Below are 19,922 nucleotides of genomic sequence, written 5' to 3'. Positions count from 1 at the left end.
GTGCGTAAGTTAAAGCAAGTTTACATTTCGCTTCCAAAAAACGAAATGTAAACTTGCTCATAATTGTAGCCACCCCGGCTACATAAAAGGAGATTTCTTTTCGGAAAATTTCTATCCGGCTTCTCTCCAAAACCAATAGAGAATGCCTGTCCTCAGCACAGTACATGACAGTTGTCTAAGGGAAACACATTAGATTTAACTAAACAAGGGGATATGAGCTAGGCTAAAAAGTACTAGAGCTGCCCTAGCTCCTTGCTAACTAAGGTCTGTCATATACTATATAACGCATGAGAAAGATGCTACTCCGTTTCAAACCAGTTCAGGTGGGAATAATGCTCGCCGCAGTTATGATAAGCGGTTGCAATTCGCCTGGTATGGATAATCCGGAAGAAGGAGGGACCGCACTCGAAGAGAACACAGCAGGGGAAGAGGCTGGCTACGTGCAGTTACTCAACGGGGAGACTTTGGAGGGATGGAAGGGAGACACGGCCTATTGGAGGATAGAAAACGGGAACCTGGTAGGGGAGGTTACGCCCGACAAGCTGCTGAAGCGCAATACTTTTCTGATCTGGCAAGGCGGCCAACCCGCTGATTTTGAGCTGAAAGGAGAATTCCGGATTACTGCAGACGGGAACACGGGGGTTAACTACCGAAGCATTGAGTTAGACAGTATTCCTTTCGCCCTGAAGGGCTACCAGGCCGATATAGATGGGAAAAAACGCTATACCGGGCAAAATTACGAAGAGCGTGGGAGAACTACTTTGGCCTACCGCGGCGAGGAAGTTTTGATAAACCCGCAGGAGAACCCAACGGGCACGCTGAGGGATAACATTAAGAATAATGCCTGGCTCGGGAGAAACATCACCGGTTCGTTAGGGGAGCCGGATTCATTACTGGCTTTGATCAAGAGCGAGGACTGGAATGATTTTCATTTGGTAGTGAAGGGCAACAGGTTGCAGCACTACGTTAATGGGGTGTTGATGAGCGATGTGACAGATAACGATACTTTAAACCGGCAACTAAAAGGGGCCCTGGGGGTGCAGGTGCATGTTGGCCCGCCCATGAAGGTAGAGTACCGGAACCTGCGGTTAAAGCAACTGTAGCTGAATAAAGGCCCAACTGTGCTACATACAAAATCAACCCCAGTACAGCACAGTTCAGGACAGCTGGACAAGTAATAATCGCTAAATTAACATTAGATAAAGTCAGTATAGCACGCTCATCTATCAGCTGTAAAAATGAGCGTTTATACACTACTGCAGCAATACCTTTCCTTTTCTGTTTATGGGGAAAATGCAATCTGGCAATCATTATTTATATATAATATATTAATTTATATATAGTACCTATATGCTTCTGTTACAGATATTTCTGTTACACAAGTCAGGCCGAAGGCTGCTTTATATTTTAATAAAATATAATATTATAGTTAAAAATAGTTGCTATTCCGATACCATGCGATGGTCTTATAATCAGGACTTTCGCAAAGCTGCCCTTGTTGCGTCTTTTGCCCAACAAGTTGTTGGTGAGAACACATAATAACGGCAGGCTGCATTCGCTCCGTGTTGCGATTAGATGCGAAAGTCCTGATAATCTCTAAAAATGAAGGTTTAACCATAATTAAGAAGCGATGAAGAATTATTTACTAAAAGAGAGGCGGTACGTGTTGGTGCTTTATCTTCTGATTTTTTCTATGACGAACGTGCTTGGGCAGGGCACCGCAGTGACGGGTAAAGTCACGGACAAAAGCGGTGTTGCCTTGCCTGGCGTGACGGTTGTTCTGAAGGGAACCTCTACCGCTGCCCCCACTGGTGCAGACGGTACTTACTCTATTAATGTGTCCGATGGAAGGGGCACCCTGGTCTTTTCTTACATAGGATTCGAGAATAAGGAAGTGGCGATAAATAACCGCTCCACTGTAAACGTGCAACTGGGAGACGACACAAAAGCATTGCAGGAAGTAGTGGTGGTAGGGTACGGCAGCCAGCTGAAGGAGGAGGTGACAGGGTCTGTACAGACCATCAGTACCAAGGAGATAAAAGACATCCCGGTTTCGCAGGTAACGCAAAAGCTGCAGGGCAAGTTAGCCGGCGTCCAGATAAACCAGGCCACCGGCAAGCCCGGGCAGGGTATGTCAGTCAGGATTCGGGGGCAGTTGTCTGTAACAGGCGGGAGCGACCCGTTGTACGTGGTGGATGGTTTCCCTATCACAGGCGGTATAGGTGCGATCAACCCGAACGAGATTCAGGACATCACGATACTGAAGGATGCGGCTTCCACCTCTTTATATGGCTCTAGGGCAGCGAACGGAGTCGTGCTGATTACGACTAAAAAGGGAACGGCAGGCCAGACAAACGTTAGTTTCAGCGCCTACCGCGGTATACAGAAAGTGCCCGAGCGGGGTAGAATAAAAATGCTGGATGCCGTTGAATTTGCCCAGTTCAAAAAAGAATACTATGAGGATGCAGGGAAGCCTGTGCCGGAGGTTTTTCAGGATCCTTCGCGGTATGAAGGCAAAAACAACGACTGGTATGGTGCTTTGCTGCGAACGGCCCCTATCCAGAGTTACGATTTATCCATCACCTCCAACAAAGACAAGTTAAACACGGCCTTAGTACTCGGCGTCTTTGATCAGGAAGGGGTTGTTCTGAATAACGAGTACAAAAGATACTCGGCACGTCTCAACTCCAATTACGAGGTGTCTGATAAGGTGACAATAGGTTTGAACCTGGCCCCTTCCTATATCTTTGACAACACGCCAAGAACAGACGGAGACAGGGGAACAGGTATTCTTTTCAACGCGCTGCACACCTGGCCGGTCATGCCTATATATGACGAAAACGGGGAATTGACCTTGTTCAACAGGTTCCCTGCAGAAACCGGTAATATTTTCGCCTATCCCAACTGGGTGCGGGCAGCGGAAGAACTGGTAAACGAAACCGAGACGATAAGCCTGATTTCGAACGCATATGTGCAGTATGAGCCGATTGAAGGACTGGTGCTGAAGTCTACATTCAATGTGGAGACGGCGAACTCGGAGTTCTTCTTTTTCAACCCTTCCACAGCTACGAGTAGCATCAACACACCTATTCCAACCACAGCAGTTTCCATCAGAGATAACTCCAAGTCCCTTACCTGGCTGAACGAGAACCTGGCTACCTATAGCAAGAGATTCAACGATCATAATTTTGAGCTGTTGGGTGGTTTTACAAACCAGCGGTTCCGGTATGACAGAGCCCGCATTCAGGCCGACACGTATGCCGACGACCGGCTGCCTACTGTGCAGGCAGGACTTAACATAAACAGGAGCGGTACCTACAGCGGTGTGGAAGAGTGGAGTCTGACCTCTTTCCTGTCAAGGCTCACTTACAATTACAAGGGCAAATACCTGTTTAGCGCCGCTGTTCGCAGCGACGGTTCTTCCCGCTTCGGAGAGGAGAACCGGTGGGGCGTTTTCCCCTCTGCTTCCGTCGGCTGGATCATGTCTGATGAGCCCTTCCTGCAGGATGTCAGCCAGGTATCGTTTGCAAAAGTGCGGGCCAGCTACGGCGTTACAGGCAACAACAACATTGGTAACTATACCCAGTACGCCCTGGTGAACAATACGGTGAATGCGGCTTTTGGTAATACGGTTGCCCCTGGGGCGGTAGTGACCTCTCTGGCCAACAACAACCTGGGATGGGAGACCACCAAGCAATTCGATGTTGGTTTGGACCTGGGCCTGTTCAACGACAGGGTACAGTTTATATATGATTTCTATAAAAAGACAACCACCAACCTGCTTTATAGCGTGCAGGTACCGCAGGAGTCTGGCTTCACTAACTTCAACGACAACATTGGCGAGATCGACTTCTGGGGGCATGAGTTTGCGCTCATTACCCGGAATACCGAAGGCAAGTTTAACTGGACAACCAATGCCAACATTTCATTCAACCGGAACAAGGTGGTTGCCCTGGCCGAAGGGATAGACAGGGTTTACGGTACCTTCCATATAACCCAGGTGGGGCAGCCCTTTGGCCAGTTTTATGGTCTGGTAAAGGAAGGTCTGTATATGAATGAAGAAGACCTCAACAGTTCCCCGCAGGTCCCGGGCCGCTCAACGGTGGGTAGTATTAAGCTGAGGGATTTAAACGGTGACGGGATAATCACCAACGGAGGAGACAACGACGACCGAACCATTATCGGCAACCCTTTCCCCGATTTTATTTACGGCATCACCAACAACTTCCAATACGGCAAGTTTGATCTCAGCATCGTAGGCTCCGGCTCGTATGGCAACCAGCTCCTGGTTCGCCACCTGTATAGCACAGCCAACCTGGACGGTGTTTTCAATATGGTGGAAGGTGTTAAAAACCGCTTCAGGTCAGTGGACAACCCGGGCGACGGCGTTTTTGGTACAACAGTGGGCGGGGGTAACGTGACAGGTATTGAAAGAGACTGGATGAGCAGCCACTTTATTCAGGATGCGTCTTATTTTACGATCAAAAACATCACACTCGGGTACGATGTCGGCGCGATCACCAAGTTTATCAAGTCAGCCAGACTCTACGCGTCTGTTCAGCAGGCCTATGTGTTCACCAACTATACGGGCGGCCCTAACCCGGAGACAAGCGGTAATAGGGCAGGTAATGGCGACGGCGGTAACCTGAGCCAGGGAATTGACCTTTCCAACTACCCGGTACCGCGCACCTATACCCTCGGTGTAAATCTGAACTTCTAGCAGATACCTGTATTTAAAATTTATTCTGACATCGTTATTTCTATATATAATGAAAAAAGGAATCATACTAATCTTGCTTGTGGGCGCCACGCTGACAGGCTGTAAGGATAACTTTCTGGAGGTTGTGCCGGAAACATCGTTGAGTTCGGCGACCTTTTTTAAAAAGCCGGCCGATTTCCAACAGGCCGTCAATGCGGCGTATGTGCCGCTCCGGAGCATTGTAAACGACCGGGCCTGGCTTTTAGGGGAAATGCACTCCGATAATACCTACTATGCCAGAAACCCGCTTTTTGGGGCTACGGAACAACAGGAGGACATAGCCGATTTCGCTATCCCGACTGCCAATGGCGTCACGTCCAATACGCATGTGCTTAACCAGTACCGGCTGGATTATCAGATCATCGCCCGCACTAACCAGATACTGGCGTCCATCGATCAGGTGGAATTTAGTGATAAGGCGATGAAAGACAATATAATCGGACAAGCCAAGTTCCTCAGGGCCTACGCCTATTTCGAGCTGGTGCGTTACTTTGGGAGTGTGCCCTTGCACTTAACTCCTGTGCCCAACCGGGAGGAAGCCGCTTTGCCCCTGACGTCGGAAGAAGGGCTTTATACCCAGATTATTGCAGACGCCAGAGAGGCCGCCTCTTTGTTGCCACCGAAATCGAAACAGGAAGAAGGAAGGGCCACATCGGGTGCGGCAAGAACCTTACTGGCCAACGTGTATATCGTGCAGAAAAAGTGGGCAGAGGCCGAAACGCTGCTGAGGGAAGTTGTGAACAGCGGCGAATATGCCCTGATACCTGAATATGCCGAAGCCTTCTCGAATTCCACCGGAAACAAGAACAACATCGAGTCGGTGTTTGAGGTGCAGTTCCTGGAAGGCTCCGCAGGGCTTAACGGAAACTTTCTATACCAGTTTATGCCCCGCCCTATTAGCCCTGGGGAACTTGTGACCATCACCGGCACCTCCAATCCGCAGCCGATTGATGGGGAGGGAAATAATATTCCTACGCCCGATATCATTGCCGCCTACGAAGAAGGGGACGAAAGAGAAGCGGCTTCCATAGGGTATATCACTTTGAGCGGAAGTGCCCGGGAAGATAAAGTGTATCCATATATAAAGAAATATGCCAAGCCCCATGCCTTGCACAACAACCACGGAATGAACTGGCCTATATACCGCTACTCGGAAGTCCTGTTGTTTCTGGCAGAAGCATTGGCCGAGCAAGGCAAAGAAGGCGAAGCAGCAGACTACCTGGACATGGTGCGCAACCGTGCCAGCCTGGACGATTATTCAGGAGGAGATTTACTGGAAGCTATATATCACGAAAGAAGAGTAGAATTAGCCTTCGAGAATAAGCGCTGGTTCGATTTGGTAAGAACAGGCAGGGCCATAGATGTAATTACTGCATACGGGGAAAGAGTAAAAGCAAATCCACAGGCGTATTATTATCCTGAGGGCTCAGCCCCGCGTAGCCATGTGTTCAGCAACATAAGCTTATACTATGCACTTCCGGCTGACGAGGCTGCTTTGAGCCCTTATTTTTAATACTTCAGGAAAAGAACTGCCGGGTCGTCATAAAGGCGACTGATTGTATACGCACCAACAGAAAAGGGCAAAGACTCTATCCGTTGGTGTTTGGGTAGTTTAAAAGAGCATATTTCTGAAAGCATTGTATAATCATCATACACAAACACATTGGCGCACTCAACCTGGGAAAATAAAATCTGCAACCCCGCACAGTTAGGTGGTATAGAAACCGCTGTACTAGACAATGGCCTTGGTCGCGGAACCCGTATTGCCTGGATCAATACCGGCACGGGCCTGCGCTATAAGGTCGTCATTGACCGGGCCATGGACATTGCGGATGCGTTTTACAACCAGCACAGCCTTGCCTGGCTGAGCCACTCCGGCATTACCTCTCCCGAACCGTTTTCAGACAGAGGCATCGCGTGGCTCCGGACATTTGGCGGCGGCTTGCTGACCACGTGTGGCTTAACCCATGTGGGTGGACCCGAGGCAGACACATATGGTGAGCGCGGCCTGCACGGGCAGATCAGCAACACGCCCGCTGAAATCGAATCCATTATTCAGCCAGACCCCATGGCCGGTAAAATGGAGATGAGCATCACGGGGAGAATCAGGCAGACACAGGTTTTCGGGCCTAACCTGGAGCTGAGGCGCACTATATCCGGAACGATCGGACAGGCTGCCATCAGGATTCAGGATGAGGTAATCAACCGGGGCAACACTGCCGCGCCGCACATGCTGCTGTATCATCTGAATTTTGGCTGGCCGCTGGTAGATGAAGGTGCCGATATTCTATGGGACGGTTCGTGGCAACCGCGCGATGGAGCGCCTGACAACAAGATTTTCCGGGAAGGCAACAACTTCCGCAAGTGCCTCGCCCCTTTATACGAGCACAGCGGAGGAGGGGAGGAGGCTGCTTTCATCAACCCGACACCAGATCGCTCGGGGCAATGTACCTGTGGGGTATATAATCCGAATATCGGTGTGGCCGTAGCAGTACGTTTCCAAAAAGAACAGCTGCCCTGGCTCACCAACTGGCAGCATTGGGGGAAAGGCGAGTATGTAATGGGGCTGGAGCCGGGCACGAACCTACCCATCGGGCAGGGGAAGGCGCGGGCGCAGGATGAGCTCATATTCCTGCAGCCGGCAGAAAGCAGAGCATACCGCCTGGAGCTTGAAGTTTTAAGCGATGAAGCAAGGATCAGAACATTATTAAAAGTAAATTAAGCTAACAGTAACAGAAAAGAAGAATGGAAACAGTTGAAAAAGTAAGTTTAGCTGCAAAGGCTTTAGCGCAAGGGAAAGGCATTCTGCGTTTGGCTCCAACCTGGGTGCCACGCTCGTTTTGTGTGCCGGGCAGAAGAATAAAGTTACATCCTGATGACTACTATGTACTGGGGGGGCAGCGCGGCGGCATCGACGAACGCTGGCTTTCTTCCACCACACCAGCCCAAAATGGTCCGCTAACCGGAGAAAACGAGGGCCTGAGCGCTATCGTTTTTAAGGATGGCGATAAGGAGGAGAAAGTCTTGCTGAAGGATGCCGTTGAAGAACTGAAGGGCGCGTTGATCGGCGACCGTCTGTGGGACGAGCACGGCAGCTGGCCCATGTACTCTAAGTTTTTCGATAACATGGGCCCTTTGCCTCACCACGTGCATCACAACGACGAGCACGCCAGGTTGATTGGGCAGATGGGTAAGCCGGAAGCATATTATTTCCCGCCGCAGCTAAATAACCACGGGGGCGATTTCCCCTATACCTTCTTCGGCATTTCGCCGGGAACGCCAAAAGAGAAGATCCGCGAATGCCTCGAAAACTTCACCAAAGGCGACAACAAAATCACGAACTACTCGCAGGCCTTCCACCTGGAGCCGGGCACCGGCTGGGATGTTCCGCCGGGGCTGCTCCATGCCCCGGGAAGCATGTGCACCTACGAGCCTCAGAAAGCCTCTGATGTTTTTGCGATGTACCAGTCGCTGGTGAACGAAGCCATCATACCGGAGGAACTGCTCTGGAACGGCACGCCGGAGGACAGAATGGGAGACTATGACCAGTTGCTGGAGGTGCTGGACTGGGAACTGAACGTTGACCCTAACATGATGGAAAACAGGTTTATGGCACCCAAGCCTGTAAAAGCTGTAACCGAAATGGAGGCCGAAGGATATGTAGAGAATTGGGTGTGCTATAAATCAGACGCGTTCAGCGCAAAAGAGCTCACGGTATTCCCGGGCGCAACAGTAACCATCAAAGACAGTGCTGCCTATGGCTTGATCATGATGCAGGGACATGGCAAAATGGGTGAGTGGGCCATAGAAACGCCTGCTTTGATCCGTTACGGCCAGTTAACCAACGACGAATTCTTCGTGAGTGAGAAAGCCGCCATGGAAGGGGTTACGATCGTCAATCATTCAACCACCGACCCCATCGTGATGCTGAAGCACTTTGGCCCCGGCAATCCTGACCTGGTGCTGTCGTGACAGATAATCCATACACAAGTCAGCTGACCATATGGCGTTCACCGGCATATGGTCAGCTGATAGTATAGAACCCGATATATAACCTGTTTTTAATCCTGATAAAACTATTGGCTTATGAACGAGAACAACTTTCCAAAACTACATAATGCAACATGGCCCGGTATCGTGGGAAAAGGCCCTGACTCGGAACCAACGATCCCGTTTGACACGATGCTGGAGATGACCGCTGCCGCAGAAGTGGACGGGGTGAGATTCGACGGGGTCGACATCGGTCTTTTAGAGCCGCACATTACCATCGATGACACGGGAGATGGAATCAAAAGGCTGGTGGATAAAGTGTCTTCCCTTAACCTTGAGATTGGATCGCTGGTCGCGCCGATCTGGGGCGGCCCCGCCATGGGCAGTAAAGAGGAGCGCGCCCAGTTTATAGAGCAGGTGCGCAAATCCTGCATATATGGCAGCAAGCTGCGCGAGCTTGGCGTGCGTCCCCACGGCGTCATTCGCATCGACTCTGCCAGTACGCCTGAAAGCTGGGCAAAGGACCCGGCGAATAACACAAAACTGATCGCCCAGACTTTCCGGGAGGCCTGCGATGTAGCTGCCGACTACGGCGAGAAGCTGGCCGCAGAAGGCGAGATCTGCTGGGGCGGCATGCATAGCTGGCGCACCATGCTCGAGACATTAGAGGCTGTAGACCGACCTAACATCGGTTTCCAGGCCGATATGTCGCACACCTTGCTGTACCTGCTGGGCTATAACAGTCCGGAAGACCGCATCCTGCCCAAAGACTTCGACTGGAATGACCGCGAAACGCTGCATCAGGGGCTTATAACCTTAACCAACGCCCTCCGCCCCTGGACAATAGATTTCCATGTGGCGCAGAACGACGGCACCGTGCACGGAACAGGCTCACATGATAAAACAGGGCGCCACTGCCTGGCTACGGACCCTAACGGTAAACTGGATGTGGCCCACGATGCCGGTTACTGGCTGCGCGACGAAGACGGGGAGCTTACGAAGGCTTTCAAGCATATATGCTGGGACGGATGCATGTTCTCCAACGAGGTGATGATGAAGCAGCAGACCTGGAACGACATCCTGGCCACCATGGTAAAAGTGCGCCAGCAGCACGGTTGGTACGAGCCTGAGAAAAAGCTTGTAGGCGATACTGTTCAATAATCTCTTAACCAGCAGAAAAAATGAGAAAAAGCAAAGAACTGAGAATTGGGTTAATCGGATGTGGCCTGATGGGCCGCATCCATACCAATGGCTACAAGCGCGCGAATGACTTCTTTCCTGAGTTGGAGTACCGCCCGGTGCTGAAAGCGGTTTGCGCCCGCAGCGAGGAAACGGTAAAGGCGTTTGCCGAGCAGTGGGGGTATGAGTCAATAGAGACGGATTGGAAAGCGATCATCGCCCGTGAGGATATTGACGCAGTGGACATTTGCACCCCGAACAACATGCATGCGGAGATTGCCATCGCAGCTGCCGCCGCCGGCAAAATGATTCTCTGCGAGAAGCCGCTAGCCCGAACACTGGGCGAGGCGCAGCAGATGGTGGCTGCCATTGAAAAGGCAGGGGTTCACAACACGGTATGGTATAACTACCGACGCGTGCCGGCTGTAACGTTGGCGAAACAGATAATTGACTCGGGCAAACTCGGGCGTATCTTCCACTACCGGGCAAATTTCTTACAGGACTGGACAATCAACGCCAATGTGCCGCAAGGCGGTACCGCAACCTGGCGTTTGGACGCAGCCGCAGCAGGCTCCGGTGTGACCGGCGACCTGCTTGCCCATTGTATCGACACGGCCATGTGGATGAACGGGGGTATAAAGGATGTGTCGGCGGTAACAGAGACCTTCATCAAAGAGCGTATGCATCAGGAAACAGGCAAGGTACAGAAAGTGGGCATCGACGACGCCTGCATTTTCCACTGCCATTTTGATAACGGGGCTTTGGGCCTCTTTGAGGCTACGCGCTACGCCCGCGGCCACAAGGCGTTATATACCTTTGAGATCAACGGCGAGCACGCTTCCATTCGCTGGGACCTGCATGACATGAACCGCCTTGAGTATTTTGACCATTCGGATGAGTCCATTGTGCGCGGCTGGCGCTCCATCCATGTCTCCGACAGCGATCAGCCCTATATGAACAGGTGGTGGATACCCGGCACAAGCATTGGCTACGAACACACTTTCCTGCACCATGTCGCTGACTTCCTGAAGAGCCTGGAGACAGGGGAACCGTGCTTCCCTACGTTCAGGGAAGCGCTGGAAACGCAGAAGGTTTGCGAGGCAGTGCTTGACTCCGCTGCTTCAAGGAGCTGGAAGAATACAGAGGTGCAGTGGGTTGAAAAGCAAGAGAATGGAAAAGTGCCCGTGTTAGGGGAAGCGTAGGTAAACATATGCCCAGTGTCATGAAGCTGTTGAGATATGGATTATCCTCTCAGGATAATCCATATCTCAACAGCTTTTATTTTTAGCCGTCGCTTCCAGTTTATACCCCTTGTTTGGCTATAATATTTTTTCACTCCGCTTTTTAGCTTCTGCTGTTTTCCCTTTTCCCAGAGTCTATCATTCAGCCAGTGAAAACGGGATCTGTTGAATAAAGAAAGCAGTTTGTCGCTGCCGAAAGCTTTGCGTCAGTCGGCTGGTTCACTAAGGCGAGTCGCTGTCACGAACACCCGGGATCAGATGAGCCTTGGATGGCGCAATCCATATCCAAAGCCGGCAATTATAGGGACCTTGCGCAACTGGGATGTTGATGGGGGCGGATCACCTCGCTTTCCGGGCGGCCGTTGAGCACCATCTGCAGCACCTCCTCCTTGCAAGCCGCATCGTACTTGCGACGACCAACAGTTACTGGTTTCTCTTCCATCTTAATTTGCTAAGTTAAGCAAATCCACTACCCGTTTTTTATTGAATTATCTCACTATAATTCAGTACAGTGCAGGAGAGTGAACTGGTTTAGATGTAGTAGATTGGATTAATGGTGGTCAGTTAATCACTATTACAGCAAGTCGCGCAGCTTGATTTCATTCAGTTTTCCACTCAAATTAAAAAAACATGAAGAACTATTTAATTCAGAAGATGAGGTATATCCTTATACTGCATCTCATTTTAATCTCCGCTGTGGGAGCACGGGGCCAGGGTACTTCAGTTACGGGAAAAGTTACGGATGAGAATGGGGTAGGTTTGCCCGGCGTAACTGTACTGTTGAAAGGCACAACTAATGGTACTGCTACTGACGTATCCGGTAATTATTCTTTGAATGTACCGGATGGAAACGGGACATTAACCTTGTCTTACATAGGCTTCAAAACACAGGATGTACCTATCGAAAACAGGAGTTCTATCAATATAACATTAGCTACAGACACGAAGGCTTTAGATGAAGTGGTTGTGGTAGGGTATGGTACACAGAAGAAGTCTGACCTGACTGGCGCTGTTACATCTGTAAAATCCGAAGAACTACAGGAGCGCCCTGCAGCTTCTCTGACGCAGGCTTTGGCAGGAAGAGTACCCGGAGCTAACGTGTCCGTGAACTCTGGCAGGCCGGGAGGAAGGGCTAACATCAGAATACGGGGCAATACGTCTGTAAGCGTGACGAATAACCCGCTTTACGTAATTGATGGGGTTATCCTGAATGTCACGGATTTGGCCAATGGCAGCACCCCAATAGATTATCTCAACCCGAATGATATCGCTTCGATCGAAGTCCTGAAAGACGCTTCTGCCACTGCCATATATGGAGCAAGGGGGGCAAACGGTGTGATCCTGGTGACGACCAAGCGCGGCAGCCAGGATGGAGGGCGCGTTAATTATGACACATATGTTAGCGTAGGGACCCTTGCCAGGAAGATTGATCTGTTAAATTCCGAGGAGTTTTTGCACGTGGAGGAAGTTGCCTATCAGAATGCTGAGAAATATGACCCGGAGGGTTGGGCTGCAGGAAAATACGTGGACCCCAGAACGAAAAGAACGAACCCCTTGCTTTTCGATGCGAACGGCAATCCTTTATATGATACCGACTGGCAGGAGGAAGCGACTCAAAATGCGATCACCCAAAGCCATCAACTATCTTTTACCGGTGGAAATGCAAAGGATAGCTACGGGGCTTATCTAGGGTATCGGAACGAAGAAGGCTTGATCAAAGAATCATGGCTGAAGCGTTATTCTGGCCGTTTTGTATTCGACAGTGAGATCAAAAGTTGGTTGAAGGTAGGCGGCACGCTTAGTTATAACGACCAGAACGAGAAGCAGATAGATCCATTAGGTGCCGGCGGAATAACTACCATGCGGCAGGTTCTGGAAGCGCTGCCGATTATACCAGTAAAATATGAGGATGGAAGTTGGGCCGGTAATGAGGATTACCCAGGTATGGAAGGGGGCGGCAACCCTGTGAATGTTGCAACGGATCGCCTTTACCTGTTAAGGACCCAGACAATGCTCGGCAATCTGTATTCCAGCATCAGGTTTGCCGAGGGGTTAGAATTAAGAACAACCCTTGGAACGAATATCATCAACCAGCGGATCGACTACTATGGTGGCCGTACGCTAAACTATATATCCCGAAACCAGGGTGGGGACGCGTCAGTTGAGAACCAGCGGCATAACTCCTGGCAGTTTGAGAATTACCTTACCTATAATAAAAAGATATCTGATGATCATTCTTTTACAGGCTTGTTAGGTCTGTCATGGCAGCATGTAGACCGTTTTAGTGCCCTGGCGAGGGCTCAGCGGTTCCAGGATGATTATTTCCAGTTCAACAACCTGGGTGCCGGGGCTAACCCGGTGGCACCGTCTTCCGGCACCAGTGCTTATGGGCTTAACTCTTACTTCGGCAGAATAAACTACAACTTACAAGAGAAGTATTTATTAACGCTCACGGGTCGGGCCGATGGCTCATCCAAATTCGGATCGGAGAACAGATACGCGTTTTTCCCTTCTGCTGCCTTGGCATGGAGGATGTCAGAAGAAGACTTTATTAAAAACATCCCCGTTATTTCTAATCTGAAAGTGCGCACCAGCTATGGTGCAACCGGCAACTCTGAAATTACTGCCTACCAGGCCCTGGCCGGGCTAGGGAACTACTCGGTTATTTTTGACGGGGCAAGAACGATTGGTGTGGGTATCAGCAGGCTGGCCAACCCGGATTTGCGATGGGAAAAGACGCACCAGATAGATGCTGGCCTTGAAGTAGGGCTGTATAATAACAGGGTTTCCATGGAGGTGGACGTTTATCGAAAATTAACGACCGACATGCTGCTGAGCGCTCCTGTGCCCTCCAGCAGCGGTTACACAACTGTTACCAGAAACGTTGGCAGCATGGAGAACCGCGGTGTTGAGTTTGCGCTGAACACGGTGAACATCGGCTCAGGTGATTTTAAATGGAGCACTAACTTTAATATCTCAGTCAATAAAAACAAAGTCAAGTCATTAACAGGAGGGGCTGACATATTTTCTGGGTCAACTGTGATTCGGGAGGGAGAGCCTGTGGGTTCCTTTTTTGGATATGTTCATCTCGGAACCTGGAACACTGATGAAGCAGATGAAGCAGTAAAGTACTTAAGGCTCCCGGGCGACATCAAGTATAAGGATGTAAACAATGACGGGCAGATCAACGATCGGGACCGGGTTATTATCGGGAAAGGTATACCAGATGGATTTGGATCCCTGATCAACACCTTCAACTACAAAAACTTTGACCTGACCTTCGATATGCAATTCATGTACGGCAATGACGTGTTGTTCAGGAGTATGCACTCTGCTGAAGACCGCCAGGGAATCGCCAATAGTTTTGCGACCGTCCTGAATGCCTGGACCCCGGAAAACCAGAACACCTCCATCGCGCAATGGAGGCCGATACCAGCGGGGTATGACACCTTCAATGATAGCCATCGGGTGAAGGATGCAGATTTCATCAGGGGAAGAAACCTGCTGCTGGGATATACCTTTTCTTCAGGAATCACAGAATCGCTGCACTTAAACAGATTAAGGCTTTATGCCTCCATGCAGAATTTCTTCCTGCTTACAGCATACGAAGGCTATGACCCTGAAGTGTCTACCTCCGGTTCTCCGTTCGACCAGGGAGTGGCGTTATACGACTATCCAAAGCCAAGGGTGTTTATGGTAGGCCTGAATGTTGGTTTTTAATTTCTCAAGTCTAAAAACAGCTATTATGAAAATAAATATAAAAAAAGCCGTCCGCCACGCACTGGTTTGGGTTGCACTTGTGCTTGTAGGATCAGGATGTGATGATTTCCTGGTGGAGCCGGATCGATCTAACTTCACCTTAGAAAATTATTTCACAAAGCCAGAGCACGCTGAAAGCGTCGTGAATGCTATTTATGAGAATTTAAGGTCGACCACGGGAGGTGGTTTTGGTGGTGCTCCCTGGATGATGCTTGAGTTCGCTACCGGGCTTGCGAACACTGATTTGGGCCAAGCCCAAAACAGCATTAACATCCGCAATCTTGTAAACAACTCAGACAATGACTATGGCAGTGCCTACTGGACGAGCAGCTACCGCGGGATAGCAAATGCGAACCTCGCGATTGCTAAAATACCGGGTATTACAATGAATGAAAGCCGGAAAATGAGGTTGCTGGGTGAGGCAAGATTCCTACGGGCTTATTACTATTATAACCTGGTCAGAATCTTCGGAGAGATTCCCTTGCTCACCGAACCTGTAGATCTGAATTCTCCTGAACTTTATCCGTCAGAAGCTTCCGAGGAAGATATTTATAGCGTGATTGTAGAAGATCTGACTATGGCGGAGGCATCAGGACTTCCTTTTACAGACGAGACGGGACGGGTTTCTTTGGGTGCGGTAAAATCTTTGTTGTCCAGCGTTTACCTCACCATGGCGGGGTATCCTTTGCAAAAAGGTACTGCCTATTATCAGAAGGCGGCAGACAAGGCGGAAGAGGTGATTGAGTCAGGCGAATATGAGTTGTTTACTTCTTATGATGACCTGCACAGCGAGGCCAAAGAGAACATAGGGGAAAATATTCTGATGGTGCAATTCGAGCCATTTATCATGCCCTCTAATTGGCAAACGTCGATCATACCTTATAACAAGGGCATCTCTGAATATTCTGACGAGACGGGGGCCATATATGCCAACACGGACTTTGTAGAATCTTATGAGCCTGGGGACAAGCGGACAAAGGAAAAGGAGTTTTACTATACGGAATATTCTTTGAGTAGCGACCGCACTAAGACTGTGAAACTGGGAGGCCATTTTATATACAAGCACTTTGATCCTTTGGCTCACCTCCAGACTACAAGTAGCGGACTTAACTGGACTCTGATGCGTTATGCAGAGGTTCTGTTGATTTACGCGGAGGCTATAAATGAAGTGTCTGGTCCAACTCCGGAAGCATATGAAGCTGTCAATAAGATCAGGAGAAGGGCCGAACTCCCTGAGTTAGCAGGCCTAAGCCAGCAACAATTCAGAGAAGCCGTTTGGAGAGAAAAATGGCATGAACTGAGCTATGAGAACAAAACCTGGTTCGACATGGCCCGGCTTCGGAAAGCATTCAATGTAACTAGCGGAAACTTTGAGGATTTCGTAGGCCATCAATTTTCGTATGGCCCGACATTGCAAGAGAGAGAATTACTCTTCCCAATTCCGACGGCAGAGATCAGGAATAACGAGAAGCTCACTCAAAATCCAGGCTATTAAGCTGGTATCAAGATAAAGCTGCATTGGTGTTGCTGATACTAAATAAGGCTGGAGTCGCTTATTCATTCCAGGTGCTAAGAATAGCAGAAATGTATTAAATTAATAGGGTTTAATTATGTACATTATGGTTTGCTTTTGCTTGACCGTTCAGGGATGAGATTAACCATGAAAATGATTAGCCGCGCAAAGCACTGGCTGCAAGGGCCGAATATGTGCCGGGCAGCTAACTTTGTCTCAAACAGAAAATCCATGATAGGGTATATCCATTTGCCTTCTTAATTGTCAATCATATGCGTTATATAATTTATCTCTCTTTGTGCATCTTGTCCCTGACAGGCTGTAACGTGCCGGGGACAAGCTTCGAATCGGAAGAAGCTGCTTTAGAGCTTGAAAAAGGTTCTCACATCGTCCTGATAGGGAATAACTTGGGCTCCAGGATGATGAACTTTGGTCATTTTGAGACCGAAATGCACCTTCGCTACCCGGACAGCCTGTTGTACATCCGGAACATGAGTGACGGTGGTAACACACCCGGGTTCAGGCCGCATGCCAGCCGTGTGTCGCCGTGGGCCTTTCCGGGGGCTGAAAAGTTCCAGACCGAGCTTGCCACCAACTCGGGGAGCGAAGGCCATTTCCCGACACCGGACGAATGGCTCACGCAACTGAAGGCAGATATAATCATCGCGTTCTTCGGGTACAACGAGTCTTTTCAGGGAGAAGAAGGCCTGGAGAATTACAAAGCAGAGCTTGAGGCCTTCATCAAGCACACCTTAAGCCAGCAGTACAACGGGGAGTCGCCTCCTCAGCTGGCAATTGTATCGCCCATCGCCTTCGAAGATCTTTCCGGGAAATATGACCTGCCGGATGGCAAGCAGGAGAATGCCAACTTAATCTTGTATGCCAAAGCCATGGAAGAGGTCGCTGCCAGAAACAACGTCCACTTTGTAGATGCATACGCACCTACAAAAGCGTGGTTTGATATGGATCTCGAGCCTCTCACAATCGATGGTTTCCAGCTGAATGAGGATGGCTATAAGAGATTCTCGACACTGCTCGCTGATAAGGTGTTCGGGAAGGCTGACGCGAAAGCCGAGGCACACCGCGAACTGGTCCGCGCCGCCGTACGCGAGAAGAACTGGATGTGGCACAATGACTTCAAAATCCCGAACGGCGTGCATGCCTACGGCCGGCGTTACAATCCCTTTGGGCCCGACAACTATCCTGCTGAAATTGCCAAGATCCGTGAGATGACCGCCATCCGGGACGAGGCGATCTGGCGTGCGGTGAAAGGCGAGAAAATGGATGTGGCTGCCGCCGATAAAAACACCACGCCGCTGCCGGAGGTAAAAACCAACTACGACCCTGAGGAAAACGGGAGCACGGAATACCTGTACGGGCAGGAGGCGCTTGATAAAATTAAAGTGGCCCCGGGATATAAGATCGAGCTTTTTGCCTCGGAGAAAGAATTCGCCGATTTAGCCAACCCCGTGCAGTTGTCCTTCGATAACAAAGGGCGCCTTTGGGTGGCCACCATGCCAAGCTACCCGCATTACAAACCGGGGGATCAAAAGCCGAACGATAAGATCATCATACTGGAAGACACCAACAGTGACGGTAAAGCTGACAAGCAGACGACCTTTGCGGATGGCCTGCACCTGCCGGTAGGGTTTGAGCTCGCACCGGAAGGGGTATATATATCGCAGGGCACGAACCTGATGCTCTACACCGACACAAACGGCGACGACAAGGCCGATACGAAGCAAATCCTCTTGAGCGGGTTTGATGACCACGACACGCACCACGCACACAGCGCCTATACCGCCGACCCATCCGGGGCCATCTATATGGGCGAGGGCGTTTTTCTGCATACCAACGTGGAAACCCCTTACGGTCCGGTCCGGGCTACCAATGGCGGCTTTTACCGGTATAGCCCGCAACGGCATCACCTGGAAAGAACAGCCCAACTCTCCATCCCGAACCCGTGGGGCATAGCCTTCGATGAATGGGGCCAGAACTTTTTCGCGGAGACCTCCAGCCCGGATGTGCGCTGGATGATGCCTGGAACGGTGAAGCCAAGATATGGCGTTGCCACCCACAAATCAAATCAGCTTGTTGAAGAGAAGCACCGGGTGCGCCCTACTTCCGGCCTGGAGTTCGTTTCGAGCCGGCACTTTCCGGACGAGGTGCAGGGCGACTTCCTGATCAACAACACCATCGGCTTTTTGGGTACGAAGCAACACACGCTGGTAGACGACGGCACGGGCTATAAGAGCCGGCACCGCCAGGACCTTGTGCAGGCAGAAGACCGTAACTTCCGCCCGGTGGACATGGAGTTTGCACCCGATGGCTCGCTTTACCTCGTTGACTGGCACAACGTGCTGATCGGCCACATGCAGCACAACGCCCGCGACCCGCTCCGCGACCACGTGCACGGACGCATTTACCGCATCACTTACCCTTCCCGCCCATTGGTTAAACCAGCCAAAGTGGCCGGGGCGACTGTCCCCCAACTCCTCGATAACCTGAAGCTGCCGGAGTTCAGGACCCGCTACCGTACCCGCCGCGAGCTGCGGGGCCGCGACAAGGCTGAGGTGCTGCCAGCGCTTACGACCTGGGTTGCAAACCTGGATAAGAACGATGTCCGGTATGAGCACCACTTGCTGGAAGGCCTGTGGGTGAGTTGGGGTTTAAACCAGGTAGACGAAGGCCTGCTGCGTCGGCTACTGCAGGCGAAAGATTACCGGACCCGGGCTGCGGCCGTGCGCGTGCTGCGCTATACAGGGCATCAGGTGGCCGATCAGGCAGACCTACTGCTGCAGGCGGCAAGGGATGAGCACGGGCGTGTGCGCCTGGAAGCGATTGTCGCTGCCTCCTGGCTGGACAAGGAAGAGGGCTTGGCCATTGTGAATGAGGCCGGTAAGAAGCCACTTGATGAATGGATGGTGCATGCCCATGAAACAGCGCTGGCACATCTCAATGGCAGAGCAGTGGAAAAGCAGGAGCAGGCAATCGCCAAAACCGATCTGAAGGGGGCGGAACAAGACCTGTTTGTGAAAGGGAAAGCCATATATGCCCGGGAAGGATTTTGTGGCACCTGCCATCAGCCAGACGGGAAAGGCCTGACTAACTCTGGCTTTCCGCCCCTTACCGGGACCAAATGGGTAGTAGGCAGCGATGAACGCTTCATCAAGCTTGTGCTGAAAGGGCTTCATGGCCCGATTGAAGTGCTTGGCAAGGAGTACCCCGGGCAAGTGCCGATGACCCCATTCGGAGGGATGCTGAAAGACGAGGAAGTAGCCGCCGTGTTGACCTACGTGCGGAACTCCTTCGGGAATAAAGCTTCCGCTGTCACGCCGCAGAAGGTTAAGGAAGTACGGGAGGCCACAAAAGGCAAAACCGGGTTCTATTCGCCTCAGGAGCTCCTCGAACAACACCCGGCTGAGGCCCTTCTTCCTTAGCTTGTACAATCGTATCGATCAACCATAAACATACAGAGCTG

The 19,922-nt window shown here is 50.8% G+C and carries 10 protein-coding genes and 1 pseudogene; 10 read left to right on the top strand and 1 reads right to left on the bottom strand.

The window, feature by feature from the left end; translation table 11 throughout:
* Positions 1–374: 374 nt before the first annotated feature.
* The 7 genes from MKJ04_RS17110 to MKJ04_RS17080 all read left to right on the top strand — a co-directional run bounded on the left by MKJ04_RS17110 (position 375) and on the right by MKJ04_RS17080 (position 11,130).
* Positions 375–1,103, top strand: coding sequence for a DUF1080 domain-containing protein (locus MKJ04_RS17110; protein ID WP_241642881.1), 729 nt, complete (start codon positions 375–377; stop codon positions 1,101–1,103).
* A gap of 590 nt (positions 1,104–1,693) precedes the next feature.
* Positions 1,694–4,720 (top strand): SusC/RagA family TonB-linked outer membrane protein, encoded by a 3,027-nt coding sequence (locus MKJ04_RS17105; RefSeq protein WP_241642880.1) that lies wholly within the window; start codon positions 1,694–1,696, stop codon positions 4,718–4,720.
* Positions 4,721–4,769: 49 nt separating this feature from the next.
* A complete protein-coding gene (locus MKJ04_RS17100) occupies positions 4,770–6,272 on the top strand; it encodes a RagB/SusD family nutrient uptake outer membrane protein (protein WP_241642879.1) in 1,503 nt (500 codons plus the stop codon).
* Positions 6,273–6,422: 150 nt separating this feature from the next.
* Positions 6,423–7,481, top strand: coding sequence for an aldose 1-epimerase family protein (locus MKJ04_RS17095; protein WP_241642878.1), 1,059 nt, complete (start codon positions 6,423–6,425; stop codon positions 7,479–7,481).
* A gap of 23 nt (positions 7,482–7,504) precedes the next feature.
* Complete coding sequence (locus tag MKJ04_RS17090; protein WP_241642877.1) at positions 7,505–8,731, top strand: class I mannose-6-phosphate isomerase; 1,227 nt, start codon at positions 7,505–7,507, stop codon at positions 8,729–8,731.
* Positions 8,732–8,845: 114 nt separating this feature from the next.
* Positions 8,846–9,910 (top strand): sugar phosphate isomerase/epimerase family protein, encoded by a 1,065-nt coding sequence (locus tag MKJ04_RS17085; RefSeq protein ID WP_241642876.1) that lies wholly within the window; start codon positions 8,846–8,848, stop codon positions 9,908–9,910.
* A 20-nt stretch (positions 9,911–9,930) separates the two neighbouring features.
* Complete coding sequence (locus MKJ04_RS17080; RefSeq protein WP_241642875.1) at positions 9,931–11,130, top strand: Gfo/Idh/MocA family protein; 1,200 nt, start codon at positions 9,931–9,933, stop codon at positions 11,128–11,130.
* A 337-nt stretch (positions 11,131–11,467) separates the two neighbouring features.
* On the opposite strand, the gene MKJ04_RS17075 is transcribed toward MKJ04_RS17080, so the two are convergent.
* Positions 11,468–11,611, bottom strand: a complete 144-nt coding sequence (locus MKJ04_RS17075) for a hypothetical protein (RefSeq protein WP_241642874.1) — start codon at positions 11,609–11,611, stop codon at positions 11,468–11,470.
* Positions 11,612–11,799: 188 nt separating this feature from the next.
* Here MKJ04_RS17075 and MKJ04_RS17070 point away from each other — a divergent pair, with 188 nt between their 5' ends.
* From MKJ04_RS17070 to MKJ04_RS17060, 3 genes and pseudogenes are all read left to right on the top strand, one after another.
* Entirely contained in the window at positions 11,800–14,889 is a 3,090-nt protein-coding gene (locus tag MKJ04_RS17070; RefSeq protein ID WP_241642873.1) for a SusC/RagA family TonB-linked outer membrane protein, read from the top strand.
* 25 nt (positions 14,890–14,914) lie between these two features.
* Complete coding sequence (locus MKJ04_RS17065) at positions 14,915–16,423, top strand: RagB/SusD family nutrient uptake outer membrane protein (RefSeq protein WP_241642872.1); 1,509 nt, start codon at positions 14,915–14,917, stop codon at positions 16,421–16,423.
* Between the two features lie 386 nt (positions 16,424–16,809).
* Positions 16,810–19,881: pseudogene (locus MKJ04_RS17060) on the top strand (PVC-type heme-binding CxxCH protein); the annotation flags it as partial.
* Positions 19,882–19,922 lie beyond the last annotated feature (41 nt).

Source organism: Pontibacter sp. E15-1 (assembly GCF_022601975.1).
Classification (GTDB): Bacteria; Bacteroidota; Bacteroidia; order Cytophagales; family Hymenobacteraceae; genus Pontibacter.
The sequence above is the reverse complement of the archived record's forward strand: the minus strand, read 5'-3'. Positions and strand labels throughout refer to the sequence as shown.

Bases quoted from the DNA above. Each gene is read 5' to 3' on its own strand.
- MKJ04_RS17110 (WP_241642881.1), top strand. From the start codon at position 375: ATGGATAATCCGGAAGAAGGAGGGACCGCACTCGAAGAGAACACAGCA.
- MKJ04_RS17105 (WP_241642880.1), top strand. From the start codon at position 1,694: ATGACGAACGTGCTTGGGCAGGGCACCGCAGTGACGGGTAAAGTCACG.
- MKJ04_RS17100 (WP_241642879.1), top strand. From the start codon at position 4,770: ATGAAAAAAGGAATCATACTAATCTTGCTTGTGGGCGCCACGCTGACA.
- MKJ04_RS17090 (WP_241642877.1), top strand. From the start codon at position 7,505: ATGGAAACAGTTGAAAAAGTAAGTTTAGCTGCAAAGGCTTTAGCGCAA.
- MKJ04_RS17085 (WP_241642876.1), top strand. From the start codon at position 8,846: ATGAACGAGAACAACTTTCCAAAACTACATAATGCAACATGGCCCGGT.
- MKJ04_RS17080 (WP_241642875.1), top strand. From the start codon at position 9,931: ATGAGAAAAAGCAAAGAACTGAGAATTGGGTTAATCGGATGTGGCCTG.
- MKJ04_RS17075 (WP_241642874.1), bottom strand. From the start codon at position 11,611: ATGGAAGAGAAACCAGTAACTGTTGGTCGTCGCAAGTACGATGCGGCT.
- MKJ04_RS17070 (WP_241642873.1), top strand. From the start codon at position 11,800: ATGAAGAACTATTTAATTCAGAAGATGAGGTATATCCTTATACTGCAT.
- MKJ04_RS17065 (WP_241642872.1), top strand. From the start codon at position 14,915: ATGAAAATAAATATAAAAAAAGCCGTCCGCCACGCACTGGTTTGGGTT.